The organism is Streptomyces sp. NPDC028910 (genome assembly GCF_055564955.1).
The window spans coordinates 67,097-81,490 of sequence record NZ_JBVHVF010000002.1 but is presented as its reverse complement, the minus strand read 5'-3'; the positions used below and the strand labels follow the sequence as shown (position 1 = coordinate 81,490).

The window sequence follows — 14,394 nt, the reverse complement described above, 5'->3', positions numbered from 1 at the left end:
CCCAATGACTGCCGCGTCCATTGATGTCACGCTGCGCCACCGTAAGGTCACCAGCACAAGCCGGTATGGACGTGTTCACCTGCGGGGGTTGTTCCCATGGCACTGACGGTTGACGAACTACGCGCACTCTTCCCCACCGAGGCGTCAGGCCTCTTCGAACTCGACACCAGCAGGCTGGGCTGGCACGAGGAGTCGACGACCTTCGAGCACCTACCCGAAGGGCAGCTGGTCCTGACCGGGGTCACCGCCGACCCGTCCGCGCTGACCGTCACCGGCAGCGTCACCCTGGCCGACGAGACGATGCCGGCCACCGCACGCTTCACCGCCGCCGGCGGCACGGTCACCGGCCTCGTCTTCGAGGCCACCCCCGCCACCTGGCTGCTCCAGACGTCCGTGGCGCGGGTCGACCTCACCGAACTCGCCCCGCGCGGACGCGGCCTGCGCGTCCTCCTCGCCGCCGGCCCTGACGGCGCGCAGGCCGGGCAGTGCCCGTCGCCCGGCCCCTGGGCTGCCTTCCACCTCGGCAGCGCCGTCGACAAGTCCGTCGAGTTCCGCGCCGAGCTCCGCAAGGACTCCATCGGCGCGGCCCAGGCCGTAGAGGGCCAGCGCCCGCTGGTGGCCCCGCTCCTGGAGGCACTCGGCGAACACGGTATCGAACTGCCCGGCCCGCTCGTCGACTGGCTGGAGGAAGTCCGGCTGCACCAGCACCCCATGGGCAAGACCGACAACATGATGGTCACCGCCGTCGCCCCGATCGACCAGGGCACCGGCCCGGAACCCGTCGAGGTGCTGCTGCTGCGCACCACCGCGCTCGGGCATCTGAACGATGAGGGGAAGCCGAAGGCGACCACCGTCGCCCTGGTCCGGGTGCGTACCGACTGGGACGCGTCCGGGCTGCCCCTGGTCGGACCCATGATCGGTTCTGGACTGCTGTCCCTGCCGGCCCTCCAGATCATCTACGTCTCCGTCGCCCTGTCCGGCGAGGACGCGCGGAAGATCAACCAGGTCATCACCGAGTACAACCTCGGTCCGCTCCAGCAGCTCCCGGCGGCCAACGAGGCGGCAGGCGTACCCCTGACCAAGGGCCCCAACGCGGCCGTGTACCTCTCGGTCCTGGGCACCCCCGCCCCCGCGGTGGTGATCACGATCCCGCCCAAGGACGATGCGGTGGACGAGAGCGAGAAGCGCAAGTGGAAGCTCCAGTACGCCTTCGAGATCGACAAGACCCTCGGACCGGTCCATCTCGAGCAGATCGTCCTCACGTACGACGTCAAGAAGGGCCTGCTGGTCTCGTTCGAAGGCAGTGCCACCGTCGGCTCGCTGGTCTGGGACGTCGCCGGGCTCGGCTTCTACGTCGGCATGAGCGGCGGCTTCCCGCTCCTGCCCTTCCTGCACGGCATGACCATCGAGGCCACCGCCGCGAGCGGCCTGATCGCCATCAGCGGCGGCCTGCTCAACCGTGAACCCGAGGACCCCTCCCTCGACTTCGAACTCGCCGGACTGCTCCTGGTCCGGGCGATGGCGGTGGAGGTCGGCGCCCAGGCCGTCTGGGCGCGCAGCACCGAGGGCTGGCACTCGGTCTTCCTGTACGGCGAGGCGTCCCTGGCCGGGGGAGCCGCCCTGTTCGGCCCGCCGCCGTTCACCGTCACCGGATTCTCTGCCGGATTCGGCGTCAACAGCTCCTTCAAGAGGGTCCCCACCGGCACCGAGATCGCCGAATTCCCCCTGGTGGCACGGCTGGACGCGGCGCAGGCGCTGCCCGGCATGCCGGCCCCCGAGCCTTACACGCCCGAGGACGCCCTGAAGGCCCTGACCGGCCCCACGGGCTGGATCCGCCCCGACCTGGGCAACCACTGGATCGCCGCCGGAGTGAAGTTCACCAGCTTCGGCTTCATCGACACCAAGGCCCTGGCGGTGATCGAGCTCGGCGACTCGGTGAAGGTGATGCTGCTGGGCCGCACCTCGGTCACCCTGCCCCGCACCGCCGACCCCGCCGCCCGGGTCATCGCCAAGGTCAACATCGGGCTGAGTCTGGCCTACGTCTCCGACGAGCACCGGCTCTCGATGGACGTCGCCCTGCTCCCCGGCAGCTACGTGCTCGACCCGTCCATCGTGCTGACCGGCGGCCTCGCCGTGTACGCGTGGACCGGCGGCGCCAAGGCCGGGGACTTCGTCGTCAGCCTCGGCGGCTACCACCCCGCCTACAACGCCCCCGTCCACTACCCGCGCCCGCAGCGCCTCGGGTTCGTCTGGTCCCCGGCCTCCGACATCACCGTGCGCGCCGAGGCGTACGCGGCCGTCACTCCGGCGGCCCTCATGTTCGGCGGCCGGCTGGCCGCCGTCTACGACAAGGGAATCCTGTCGGCCTGGTTCACAGCCCACCTCGACGTGCTGGTCCAGTGGAAGCCCTTCTACATGGACGTCTCCCTCGGGATCAGCATCGGCGTCGCCGCCACCGTCAAGGTGGCGTTCATCAAGGTGCGCATCTCCGTCGAGGTCGGCGTGGGCCTGCACCTGTGGCTGCCGCCCTTCGGTGGCCGGGCCACGGTCAAACTCTGGTTCATCTCCTTCAGCTTCGGCTTCGGCTCGGCCCGGGACCACACCCCGAGCGTGGACTGGCCCGAGTTCCGCACCCAGATCCCCGCGCCCGTCAGGATCACCCCCAACGAGGGGCTGCTCGCCGACGTCGACGAGACGGAGGCCGCCGTCCGGGCCGCCGCCAAGGACCCGGTGCTCGTCTCCTGCGCCGGTTTCAGCTTCACCACCGAGGCCGGGATCCCCGCCTCACACCTCTACGTCAACGACGTCCTGTGGAAGGAGTCGCATCACGGCCCGATCGACATCCGCCCGATGCGCCGCACCGGTGTCCGCTCCGAACACCGTGTCGCCATCACCAAGGACGGCACGCCGTTCGACCCCGCCGCCCACTTCTGGACGCTCACCGAGGTCACCGCTGCCGTCGCCCCCGGCCTGTGGGGCGAACCGCTGGCCAAGCCCGGCGACGCCCTCAAGGGCGAGCACCTGCTCGAAGGACGGTTCACCGGCCTCAAGGTCACCCTGCCCGCACCCGACTACGGCACCGACACCGGAACGGTCACCTCCGACGCCCTGGCGTACGAAGGCCTCCCGGACGGCGACATGCCACTGCGGGACCCGGCTCCCGACGGGCCGCGGCCAGCGCTGGACCCGGACAGCATCGCCCTCATCGAACGCACCGTCGCGGACCCGGACGTGGCCGAGCTGCGCGGCAGCGTGCTCGACGCCCTGGCCCGGTTCGGCGCGGGCGTCGGCGCGGACGCCGACAGCCCCCTCACCGGCTACGCCGGGCTGGCCGGACGCAGCCTCACCACCCCGCCCCTGACCACCACCGCGACGAGGTGACCGCCACCGTGCCCACCCTGCCCAGCGAGCCCGCGCTCCGTGTCAACTTCCTCGACCACCTGATCCCCCGGGCAACCCCCGGCACGTACCGCGTCCAGGTGCACAACACGCTCACCGACGCGGATGGGGAGCTCGACGCCTCGGACCGGCTGCCCACCACCGAGGAGACCTTCGAGATCCGGGCCGCCCGGTTCGTTCTCGCCCAGGCGACCGTGCACGCGCTGTACCCGCCCCCCGGCAGCCGGTCCTCGTACGGCCGGACCCTGCCGCACATCACGTTCAACCGGGCCACCCTGCCGTGGGAACGCAACCAGGCGGGCACCCGCAGCGGTCCCGAGGCCCGGCCGCCGTGGCTGGCCCTGCTGGTCTTCGGCGCCGGCGAGCTTCCCGACGACCCCGGAGCGATCGGCGCGACCGTCCTGCGCACCGTTGACGAGCTCCGCCACCCGGCCGAACCCGGCGTCATCGGGCCGGTCCTGCCCGACGGCGGCGTCAGCGACTCCGAGGCGGCCGGCAAGTGCGCCACCATCGACGTGCCGGCCGAGCTCTTCACCGCCGTCGCCCCGCACGACGACGAGATGTACTACCTCGCGCACGTCCGCAAGGTCGCCGCGGCGGGGGCGGCCCGCGCGGACGGCGAAGTGCTCGCGCCCGGCGAGTACGGGGTAGTCACCGCCAACCGGTTCCCCCGCACCCCCGGGGAGTACGTCGTCCACCTCGTCTCATTCGAAGGCTTCGAGGGCCGGCTGTCGGGCACCCTGCCGTCCGGCACCACCGCGGTCCGTCTGGCCTCCCTCCACCATTGGACTTTCGCCAGCAGCGACGGCCCCGCCTCCGACCCCGGCACCCTGCTCCAGAACCTCGTCGGGCCGGACGATCCGGACCCCGAGCGCCTGGCCCTGCGGCTCCCCGCCGACCCCCCGCACGGCGCGGACCCCGTCGAGCGCGCCGTGTACGAGCGGCTCCGGCTCGGGTACGTCGCGGTGCCGCACCGCCTGCTGTCCGGCGAACTGACCTACGCGTGGTACCGCGGGCCGGGCGCCCCCGTCACCGCCCCCGCCCTGCCCGACGGCCGGCCGGCCGGTCCGCACACCACCGCCGACCACGCACTCGTCTACGACTCGGAGCACGGGCTCTTCGACGTGAGCTACGCCGCCGCCTGGACCCTGGGCAGGACCATCGGCCTGGCCGACCCCGACTACACCACCGCGGTCACCCGGGCCCGCCGCGAACTCGCCAACCAGGCCGCCGCGCTGATGTCCGGCGCGCGGGCCGTACAGGACGGCCCGGCCGCCCTGGGCCCGCTGCGCGAGCTGGCCTCCGCCGGCTTCCGCCGCACCCTCGCCGACGGCCTGAAGGGCGCGCAGCTCCCGGACACCGAGGGGCGCCGCGCCCCCGCCCCGCCGCGTACCAGGAGCGGGATGCGGGCACTGCTGGGCGAGGAACGCAATGCGGCGGTGCTGCGCGCCACCGCCGACCGCAACACCGACGCCATCGCCGCCTGGCAGGCCCGCCTCGGCCTGCTCCACGGACTCCCGTTCCACCACCTCGTACCCGACCCGCGCATGCTCCCGCCCGAATCCCTGCGCATGTTCCGTATCGACCCGGCCTGGATCGAAGCCCTGGTCGCCGGGGCCGCCGACGTGGCGGTCCACACCTCCATCGACGCGCAGCTCGCCCCCGAACTGAACCGCGCCGCCCGCCGGAAGACCACCACCCCCGTGGCCGCGGCCGGGATGCTCCTGCGCTCCGCGCTGGTCACCGCCTGGCCGGACATGGTGATCACGGCTTGCCTGGGTGACCGCGAACTGACCGAACTCCGCAGGGCCATGCCCGGCCCCGAGACCATGATGGTGCTCTGGGACGGCGTCCCCGACACGGTCGTCCTGCGCGAACCCGGCCAGGGCATCCACTACGGGATCGACGCGGGAGACCGCATCAGCCTGCGCGACCTCACCCCGGGCCCCGGCCTCGGCACACCACTGGAGACCTTCTACCCGGCCGACGGGCAGGGAACCGTCACCGAACTCCACCTCCGTCCGGGCCCCGAGGACGGACCGGCCGTGCTGCGGTTCTTCGGCGACGGCGGACTGGTCCCGCCGCTGGCGGGGACGTTCGGGCTGGCCGACCTCGACCCGGGACAACTCGCCATCGAGCTCGTCAACGCACCCCTGGAGCAGGAAATCACCAGCCCCGCCGCCGCCCCCGCCAGGACGGAGACCCTCCGATGAGCACCACCGACCTCGTCGTCCCCGTCCAGGTGCACGCCCTCGTCGTCAACCGGCTCACCCGCACCGCGGAGACCTTCAACCGCTGGACCCCGAACTTCACCGCCATGACCGACGAAGGGGCGGGCGCCGAACCACCCCCCGGTGTCGGCCTCGAGACGATGGGCCCGGACACCGAAGGCGTCTACGTCCACTGGCAGTTGCCCGAGGTCCTGACCGACGGCCACGTCGACCAGGCCACCGGCGACACCGCGTTCCCCTACGCCCCCGACCGCTGGCTGGTGGTCCGCTACGCCACGGCCCCGGGAGCGGCGGCGCCCTCCGTCACCGGCTGGATCGTCCACAGCGACTACCTGGAGAGCCGCCCGGTCCAGGACGCCGACGGCAATCCGCTGTACGGCACCAACCCCTACCCGGATCCCGAGTCGCGGCCCGGCGAACCGCTGGGCATGACCTTCCTGGGCCGCCGCCACGCCCTGTCCGACGGACCGTGGACCGAACCGCCCGCCCAGCCGCCGCACCTGACCGCGGCCGGACCGGGACTGCCCGGGTTCGCGGCCTACCAGCCGTACAACAAGGACGTCTTCTCCCTCCACGACACCCTCCAGGACCTGAAGGGCGAACTCGACAACTACCCGCCCGACGCCACGCTCAGCTACCTCGTCGTCGGCTGGTACGGGAACAACCCAGAGTTCCTCGCTGCCGCCGCGGACATCCCCGGCCTGCTGCCCCCGGACGCGGACGGCGTCGCTGACCTGCTGGCCGCCCTCGGCTGGGCCGCCCCCGAGGGAACCGAGGCCGGACTGCGCACCACCGTCTACCACGGCACCGCGCTCGGGATCCCCTGGCAGCGCGAGGGCGCCACCCCGCCCTCGGACAAGCCGAGCAACGTCGAACTGAGCGAGATGCTGACCCTCGGCAGCAGCACCGCCGAGGCCATGGGCCGGCTGGCGGCCCGCCAGAGCCGCTCCGCGCGCACCGGAGACCTCGTCCGCTCCCTCTTCCACGGCACCCTGGAGACGCTCGACACCGGGGACGGGGAGGTGGACCTCGACACCATCACCCACCACTCGTGGTTCTCCGGTTCGAGCGGCGGACACCTCTGGCGGATCTCCCCGCGGCCCGTCGACGGCGACGCACAGGCACCGCCGCGGCCCGCCGAACCGGAGTGGCTGGCCGCCCTGAACCGCACCCAGCAGCAGTACGACGGCCTCACCCCCACCCTGCTGCGGGAGCGCGAGCGCCTGTGGAACATCTGGTGGCTGCGCAACAAGCCCGTCCCGCCCTTCACCCCCGGGCGCCCCGACGGCTTCGACGCCCGCGCCGACGCGGAACTCGATCCCGACCGGGCCGGCAGTCTCGCCGCCCGCGTCCGCGCACTCCTGGCCGAACAGGACGCCCTCGCCGCCGAACTGCCCACCGGCGGCACGCCCGAGCAGCTTCAGGCTGCCATCGACGCCTACGCCACCGCGCACGGCCTCGCCCCCGAGTACGTGCTCGAACGCACGGCGCGCGAGTCCTACTACCGCCCGGCCGACCCGGTGGTGCTGATCAGGAACACCGGCGCCACCCAGCCGCTGACCCGCGACACCCCGCTGCGCTGCCGCGTCCCCGACGCACTGCTCACCCGGATCAAGGCCGACGGGCAGTGGATCGACCGGCCCACCACCCCGCCGGCGCCCGACCTCACCGGCCTCCCAGCGGCCTGCACCCCGCTGCTGGCCGAGTTCGCCCTGCTCGACCAGGTCGCCCGCTCCGGGCACCTCCCCGCCGCCCTGGCCGACCCGGACGGCACCGCCGGACCCGTTCCCGAGTACACCGCCCCGTGGCGCCAGCCCTGGCTGCCGATGCACATGGAGTTCGAGCTCCGCTACTGCCCCACCCCCTACCAGACCGGGAACGACACCCACTGGACCTTCAACGGGCACCGCTACACGTGGTCCGGCAGCGGCGCCCAGCCCGGGAGCGGCGAGGGCGACCTGCGCTGGCTTACCTTCAAGAACCGGGCCTTCCTCACCCCGACTGCCCCGTACGTACTGGCGCACCAGATCGACCGCTACCTGGAGACCTACTCCGACGCCCCCGCCGAGGGCCTCCTCGCCCTGAAGGAGGAGCTCGGCGACCCCGATCTGCTCTCCCAGCGGCTCGACGGCTTCCACGACTGGCTGCTCCAGCAGGACGGCGCCGCCCGCACGACCGTGCACGTCCCAGCCGACACCGCCGGCCTCGTCGGCGACGTCCAACGGGTACCCGACCCCGGCCCGGTCGAACCCCCGCCCGGGGACCCCGGCAGCCCCTACCAGCCCGTACGGGCCGGACAGTTCTTCTTCCACGACCTGCGGATCGTCGACCGCTTCGGCCGGAGCTTCGACATCGTCAACCACCAGAACCAGGAGGGGGTCGAGCTCACGCGCGGCGACAGCGTCACGCCCGACGCCATGCTCGACGACGACCTGATCGGCAGCCCCAGGTTCGTCCAGCTCGGGCCCCGGCTGCTCCAGGGAGCACGGCTGCGCCTGGAGACGGTGCGCGCGGCCGACGGGAGCCGCTTGTCCCCGATGACCCGTGCCGACACAGCGGAGAACCCCCTGGCCGGCTGGCTCCTGCTCAACCACCTCGACCAGACGCTCATCGTGCACGCCCCCGACGGACAGGCCCTGGGGGAGGTCCGCATCGTCAGGAACACGGCCGGCCAGGACGACACCGTCTGGCTTCCGCTGCCCGGCTCCCCGCACCCCGACCCGCAGACGGACTCCTTCGCCGCCGCCCTGCCGCACCTGGCCGGCTTCCTGCGGCCCCTGCTGGAGAAGCCCGCGGCCGCGTTCGCCGGGCTGCTCGACACCATCGACGCCGCACTGGACACCATCACCGATCCCGCCGCCCAGGACGACAGCTCGCCCCTGCGGCTGCTGGGGCGCCCGCTCGCCCTGGTCCGCGCAGACCTGGGCATTGAGCTGGAAGGCCCGCTGGTCGGCAGTCCGGGCTGGGACGCCGTACTGGAGGAGCCCGCGGAGGAGTACGACACGTACCGCTGGGCCGTCCGGCTGGGCAACGAACGCGTGCTCGGGGACGGGCTCGTCGGCTATTTCAGCGGAGCCACCGGACCCGACCAGGACACCTCGTACGAGGTCTTCCACACGATCCTGGGAGCGGGGGGCGGGGACGGCTACGTCGAGCCCATCGCCGAAGGCCGGGGCCTGGCCCTCCCCGCCCGCACCCCCGACCAGCCGGTGACCCACCACCTGACGCTGCTGATGGACCCGTACGCCCCGGTGCACGCGACCACGGACATCCTTCCGGTGACCCGGGTCGCACTCCCCGACGACCTCGTCTCCGACGCGGTGCGGCGCATCCGCGCCGCCTTCCGCCTGGGCCCGCTGCTCGCCCCCGAGCGCCCCGCCGGCCCCGATGGGAACCCGGTCGGCGGAGTGGTCCTGCCCCAGCCCGCCTCGTGGCACGGCGCGTGGTCCTGGGCCGAACCCCGGGGCGCGGAAACCGAGTGGGCCGAGCTGGCGATCGTACCGGCCGACGCGTCGGCGCACCCGGGCGATCCAGCGCCCCACGCCCGGTACGGCTACCTGGTACTCGACGCCACCCAATCCTCCTGAAACGCCCTGTAGGGAAGGGAAGACAAGACCCCATGAGCATCCAGATGGTCAACTCCACCAACTTGCTCCCGTACGAGCCGTCCACCGACCCCAACCCCCTCCGGGTGAGCTCGGCGGAGGAGACGGAGTACGGCTCCATCAACATCAACGTCGGCGCCGGCATCACCACCCCCGCCTGGTGCAACAAGATCACCGTGCGGGTTCCGCTGGGTTCCGGCGCGGGACACCTCACCGACAACGGCGCGGCCATCAGGACCGGGGCCAGCACCGGCTGGACCCCGTCCGCCCCCAGCGTGGTCGGCGGCTTCGCCGTGATCACCTTCACCCCGGCCCGCGCGGTCCAGTTCACCGGACAGATCGTGTCCTTGACGCTGTCCAACATCGAGATCAACCGGGCCCCCGGCCAGGTCTCGATCGAGATCGTGGAGAACTCCTCCCCGACGAACGGGAGCTTCACCGACAAGAACGCCGCCGTGGAGGTGGACAAGTTCCCCGCCGGATTCGTGTTCCGGAACTTCGCACCGGAGAAGATCATGGTGGAGAACGGTGAGGCGGCCGTCCTGCGCTGGGAGGGTTCCGAGGCGAAGTACACGATGTACTGGGGGGACGCGCCCGCCGGTGTACCGCTCGACAAGGAGCGCACCTGGACGACGCCCGTCGGGCTCACCACCGTCACCGGCTTCATGCTCCGCGCCGAGGTGGCGGAGGGCGGCACCACGCTGACCCACACCCTGACCACGGCGGTGACCGTCCGCGTCCCCGACCTGGTGGTGCGGAACCTTACCGTCCAGGGGCCCGCGGTCTTCTCCGACACGGTCAGCCTCGACAACGCCGCCAAGGACCTCAGCGTCGCCGGCAGCATCCGGGGCGCGGGCGGGAACCCGCTGCGGGTGAGCCAGTCCGCCGGGCTCAAGGTCGACGCGAAGGCCGAGGTGGCCGGCACCTTCTCGGTCGGCGGCGCGAGCACGTTCAACGACAACGTCACCGTCGCCGGATCCCAGAGCACCACCCTCACCGTGCTGGGCTCGGTGCGGGGCTCGGGGTCGAACCCGCTGCGGGTGAGCCAGCCCGCCGGGCTCAAGGTCGACGCCGCGCTGTCGGTGGCCGGGACCGCCTCACTCGCCGGCGCGAACACGCTGAGCGGGGCGACCACCTTGTCCGGCACCACCGTCTTCACGGGGGCGACCGAACTCTTCAAGCGCGCGCAGATCCGGTTCTGGAACAGGGGGCAGGCCCCGGGCTCGGGCAACAAGTTCACCTCAACCGCCCAGACCGACGGCATCCTGGTCTGCTCGGTCAAGCAGTTCGACGCCACCAGCATGGAGAAGAACATCGGGTACAAGGCCAACCTCACTCTGATCGTCGCGGGCCGCTACCACTACTGCGCGGCCCCGATGCTCCGTCAGGTCGGGGGCGGATCCGAGTACAACCTCACGGTTCCGGTCCGCAAGGGCGAACAGATCCAGGCCTGGCTCACGGTGGACGGAAGCTGCTGGTGGTCGAATGTGGCCCTGGCGCTCGCCTGGTCGGCGGCGGGCAAGCAGGCCGACCTCATGACCGTCTCCGGCGAAGCCCCCTACGTGCTCGACGACTCGGAGGAGGGCATGGCCGAATACCTCCGGCTGCTCGCCGAGGACGCCGCGCTCCCGGTCGACGCCAAGCCGGAGGAGAGCGCCGAGGCAACGGTGTTGTGAAGGGGTGGCCCAGTGAGACCTGGCCCAGCGGACCGTGCTTGAGCGTTGGGTGCGGCCTCGTCCGACCGCTCAAGGTCTGTCGCTTCGGTCGCAGATCGTGCTGGAGCGTGCCGAGGGCCGCCCGATCGCTTAGGTGTCGCGCCGTTTCGGGATCGCTCCCGAGACGGTCCGCACCTGGCGACGCCGCGATGTCACAATCGACCGTCTCGCGGAGTCTGGCGGGTTCTCGCGCTGGCCCCGCACCGGTCACGGACCTTCAGGCTGTCCACTCTCGTCGTACGCTTGTTCCCGCCATCATGTCGTGCCTGTTGGGGCGGTGACCAGCATGGACCGCGACGGCAACGACGCCCTCGACGCGCAGGAGTTCACGCGCTGGCTCGGAGCCTATGGAGTCGCCCCGGCCTCGGCGCTGGAGGCGTTCGAGCGCCTGGACCGGGACAGTGACGGACACATCAGCCGCGAGGAACTCGCGCGGGCCTTCGAGGAGTTCTTCCTCGGCACGGATGAGAAGGCGCCGGGGAACTGGCTGTACGGCCCACTCGCGGACACTACGGCACCGGCCGTCTGACGCTCGCTGGAGGCGGTGTCCGCCGTGTGGTGGCCCTTCCCCGCGGGAAAGGGCCACCACGAACCGACAGACGTCTGCCTGCCGCTCACCACGTGACCGGCAGGCCTTCCACCCCGTACACGGTCTTGTCGTCACGGAAGGACAGCTGGCGGCGTGGTACTGCCAGCCTCAGTCCCGGAAGGCGGCGGCTGAGCGCGGCCAGCCCTTCCTGAAGGACGACCCGGCTCAGGCTCTGGCCCAGACACCTGGATCGCCCCTGAATTCGTGGAGGGCCTCCAGGCTGTCCTGCCGCTTTCCGCACTCGATCGAGCGTACGGCCGTCATGTGGTCGTCTTCATGACCAGCACGGCGTGCATCCGCTACGACCTCCGGCTCAAGAAGCCCCTCTCCACGGTCAGGTCCCTCTACCGGGAGATCCCCGCCCTCATCCCCCTGGCCCGACCAGGGCCACCCCTCCCGGCGGCAGCCGAGGCTGCAGCCGGGAGGCTCGGGGCCACCCGTCCTCACCGCACCACACGTGCCACCAACCGCTCCAGTACGAGCCGTTGCGCCAACGCACCTGGAGTGGCGCGAACCCTCAGGCAGCAGGCCAGAGGACGGTGGCTGACGGGGCTCTTGCTACCTGCGGCGACAAGGTCACGATCCCTCGTCGTGGTCAATGGCTGGATCGGACCGGCAGGGGTCGGCGTTGCGGCGCGATCAGTGTGGCCGCGGCCGAGGAGGGCATGCGGCTCTCCAGGCTGGCAGTTCGGCTTTGCTACCGGTACTCGTGCACCATGCGGGCGAGGATGAGCTGGCCGCGCTCAACGAGTGTGGGTTCCTTCTTGGTGAGGCCAGCGTTCAGGTACGAGACGCCCAGCCTCGTGGTGAACAGGCGCAGGGCCTGGTGCTCGGCGTTCGACAGCAAGCGCCCGTAGCCCTTGAAGAAGGCGGTCTTGAGGTCGGGGCGCGGTGCCCACGCAGAGCCGCACAGCCCCACGAATTCCTCGACGGCGATGCCGTGGGCAGACAACGCGAAGTCGATCACGCCGTAGCCGTGCTCGGGGTGCCACAGCCAGTTGCGGGTGGAGTAATCGCCGTGCCGGTAGACGATCGGAAGGTCTTCGGCCAACAGAGGCAGCTCCTCGTATACCCGCTTGACGAGGGAGCGCTGCCCGTCATCGAGGTGCGGGGCTGCGCTCTCCAAGCACGCGGCGGCCTCGTTGGCCTGGTCGGTCACAGATGCCAGGATGGCCTCGTGTTCCTGGACCAGTACGGGGCCGGAATGATCGTGCCAGCGTCTGATCAGACGGCCGGCGAGCTGGTGTACCTTCCGTTCCTCCTCTGCTTCGAGGGGAAGTCCTCGGACGACGCGGCCGGGCAGGGGCGAGGTCATGATGGCCTGCAGGCCGGGGTCTGCGGCGAGCAGGCGGGGCGCCTCGTGGGCGGCAAGGGAAAGCTCCGCGTAGTTGTACCCGCGCACCTCACGGGCGAAGTCCTCCGGGCTCGGGCTCAGCTTCACGAAGGCGTGGTCGGTGCCCGCGGCCACCCGCCAGACCCTGGAGTCACCGCGGGGCCAGGAGACGTCCGTGGCCTTGACCACACCGTTGAGGTGGCCGGTGACCCATTGCCGGAGGTCGGCAGGCAAGGGGGCGTCGTACGCCATAAGGGTCATCTCCGAATCGCGTGGGACAGCGGGAGTGGAGGTGAGGCTGCGCAGCGGTCGCGCCATGCTTTGGATGTATTGATTGTGCAGGTATGTGGGTATGCCGAGTTGATTCGGCGGGCCGTGTACACGTAGCGATTCACGCCATCGAACGTGACGGTGACGGACAGGCGCGATGGAGGAGTGTGCCGCCGAACGAAGCGGGACTGGCGGCCAATGGGTGCCTACAGCGCGTTCGTGGTCGCCTGGTGGCGTCGGGCGGCCCGTCGAAGAGAAGCACGCCCGCTGTCACGGCCGCGGGGGCTCTGCCCAGAGGGACAAGGGCGAGGGCGGCGGCGCTAGGCAGTGTCTGATGGCTCTTTGATGAGGTCGCGGAGCCAGATGACGATGGCGGCGGTGGCCAGGGTGCCGTCGAAGATGTAGTCGCGTTTGATGCCCCTATGGATGTCAAGCGGCCAGGGCCTGGTCCTGGGGCATCGTGTGGGCTCGGATGGTGATCGTGTAGAGCTCGCGGGCGAGATAGCGTTTGAGGCAGCGGATGGCTTCGCGTCGGGTCTTGCCTTCGGCGATGCGTCGCTCGACGTAGTTGCGGCTGCGGGTCTCCCAGCGCAGACGGGCCAGGACGATGGTGTAGAGGGCGGAGTTGGCCTGCCGGTCGCCCCCGCGGTTGAGTCTTCTGCGCTGGGTCTTGCCCGAGGACGCTTCGACCGGGCTCACCCCGCAGAGTGAGGCGAACGAGGCCTCGCTGCGGAGTCGCTCAGGGTTGTCACCGGTGGCGATGAGGAGGGCTGCCGCGGTGTCCGGGCCGACGCCGTAGCACTCGAGCAGATCGGGCGTGTGCTGCCTGAGAACGTCGGTGATCTGCTGTTTCAGAGCATCGATCTCGGCGTCGAGTTCTTCGACTCGGCGTGCCAGGAGCCGCAGAGTGAAGACGGCCGCCGCGGTGGCCGTGCCGGCTGCGGTCTTTGGCAGGGTCAGGCAGGCCCGGACGAGTTTGGGCATGGTCAGTCCGTCGAGTGGTTCCCGTAAGTCCGGGCTGGCCGTCACGAGGACGGCCCTGAGCTGGTTGATGGCCTGGGTGCGGGCTTTGACCGCCGAGACCTTGGCCATCTTGAAAAGGCGGAGTGCTTCGGCCGGGCCATCGCCGAGCTTCGCCGTTGCGGTGGCTCTGCCGGACAACACGGCGTGAGCTGCCGCTTCGGCGTCGATGGTGTCGGTCCAGACCCAGCGCCGGGTCGTAGGAGTCGGTTCACCTGCCACCGTTCGCGTG

The 14,394-nt window shown here is 71.2% G+C and carries 7 protein-coding genes; 5 read left to right on the top strand and 2 right to left on the bottom strand.

The window, feature by feature from the left end; translation table 11 throughout:
• Nucleotides 1-96: 96 nt before the first annotated feature.
• From ACZ4TV_RS03020 to ACZ4TV_RS03000, 5 genes are all read left to right on the top strand, one after another.
• Nucleotides 97-3,381, top strand: coding sequence for a DUF6603 domain-containing protein (locus tag ACZ4TV_RS03020; RefSeq protein ID WP_468130051.1), 3,285 nt, complete (start codon nucleotides 97-99; stop codon nucleotides 3,379-3,381).
• Nucleotides 3,378-5,612 (top strand): hypothetical protein, encoded by a 2,235-nt coding sequence (locus ACZ4TV_RS03015; protein ID WP_468130049.1) that lies wholly within the window; start codon nucleotides 3,378-3,380, stop codon nucleotides 5,610-5,612. The genes ACZ4TV_RS03020 and ACZ4TV_RS03015 overlap by 4 nt, the downstream gene beginning before the upstream one ends.
• A complete protein-coding gene (locus ACZ4TV_RS03010; RefSeq protein ID WP_468130047.1) occupies nucleotides 5,609-9,217 on the top strand; it encodes a hypothetical protein in 3,609 nt (1,202 codons plus the stop codon). The genes ACZ4TV_RS03015 and ACZ4TV_RS03010 overlap by 4 nt, the downstream gene beginning before the upstream one ends.
• A 32-nt stretch (nucleotides 9,218-9,249) precedes the next feature.
• On the top strand, nucleotides 9,250-10,911 hold the full coding sequence (locus tag ACZ4TV_RS03005) for a hypothetical protein (protein ID WP_468130045.1): 1,662 nt from the start codon (nucleotides 9,250-9,252) through the stop codon (nucleotides 10,909-10,911).
• A 325-nt stretch (nucleotides 10,912-11,236) separates the two neighbouring features.
• Nucleotides 11,237-11,479, top strand: a complete 243-nt coding sequence (locus tag ACZ4TV_RS03000; RefSeq protein WP_468130696.1) for an EF-hand domain-containing protein — start codon at nucleotides 11,237-11,239, stop codon at nucleotides 11,477-11,479.
• 757 nt (nucleotides 11,480-12,236) lie between these two features.
• Here ACZ4TV_RS03000 and ACZ4TV_RS02995 read toward each other — a convergent pair.
• Together ACZ4TV_RS02995 and ACZ4TV_RS02990 are read right to left on the bottom strand one after the other, a co-directional pair.
• Nucleotides 12,237-13,106, bottom strand: a complete 870-nt coding sequence (locus tag ACZ4TV_RS02995; RefSeq protein ID WP_468130043.1) for an aminoglycoside phosphotransferase family protein — start codon at nucleotides 13,104-13,106, stop codon at nucleotides 12,237-12,239.
• A gap of 465 nt (nucleotides 13,107-13,571) precedes the next feature.
• Nucleotides 13,572-14,384 (bottom strand): IS110 family transposase, encoded by an 813-nt coding sequence (locus ACZ4TV_RS02990; protein WP_468130041.1) that lies wholly within the window; start codon nucleotides 14,382-14,384, stop codon nucleotides 13,572-13,574.
• Nucleotides 14,385-14,394: the final 10 nt, after the last annotated feature.

Coding starts and splice junctions, on each gene's coding strand:
- ACZ4TV_RS03020 (WP_468130051.1), top strand. CDS start 97: ATGGCACTGACGGTTGACGAACTACGCGCACTCTTCCCCACCGAGGCG.
- ACZ4TV_RS03000 (WP_468130696.1), top strand. CDS start 11,237: ATGGACCGCGACGGCAACGACGCCCTCGACGCGCAGGAGTTCACGCGC.
- ACZ4TV_RS03010 (WP_468130047.1), top strand. CDS start 5,609: ATGAGCACCACCGACCTCGTCGTCCCCGTCCAGGTGCACGCCCTCGTC.
- ACZ4TV_RS03005 (WP_468130045.1), top strand. CDS start 9,250: ATGAGCATCCAGATGGTCAACTCCACCAACTTGCTCCCGTACGAGCCG.